1 protein-coding gene is annotated in these 389 nt (G+C 38.8%); it reads left to right on the top strand.

From position 1 onward, the window contains the following. On the top strand, positions 1-389 hold a 389-nt coding region (locus DVW06_RS16935), incomplete at both ends, for a transposase family protein (protein WP_137264926.1).

Raw genomic sequence — 389 nt, forward strand, 5'->3', positions numbered from 1 at the left:
GATAAACATTTATTTTTTGATGAAGAATGGCTGATTGAAAAAGAATATAAAGGCGTTCAAGCGCAGTTTATTAAAGGAAAATTGGATGACTCTCCTTCCTATTGTGAACACTGTCGATCGGTTCGTATTATCCGCAACGGTTCCTATACGACACGCACTCAGATGTTGAAAGTCAAAGAAAAGTTAACTATTTTAGAATTAAAACGTACCCGTTTTCTCTGCCATGATTGTGGAAGGACCTTTTCTGCGAAAACGGACTTAGTTGATGAACATCATCAACTAACAAAGGAACTGAAGCAGGCAATTCTCATGGAACTGTACGAAAATCAATCACGTAAACTAATCGCTAAGAAGTACTTCGTCTCGGATGGGACGGTGACACGGATCTT

This window comes from Enterococcus sp. ARL09-542, from assembly GCF_005234805.1.
Taxonomy (GTDB): domain Bacteria; phylum Bacillota; class Bacilli; order Lactobacillales; family Enterococcaceae; genus Enterococcus_D; species Enterococcus_D gallinarum.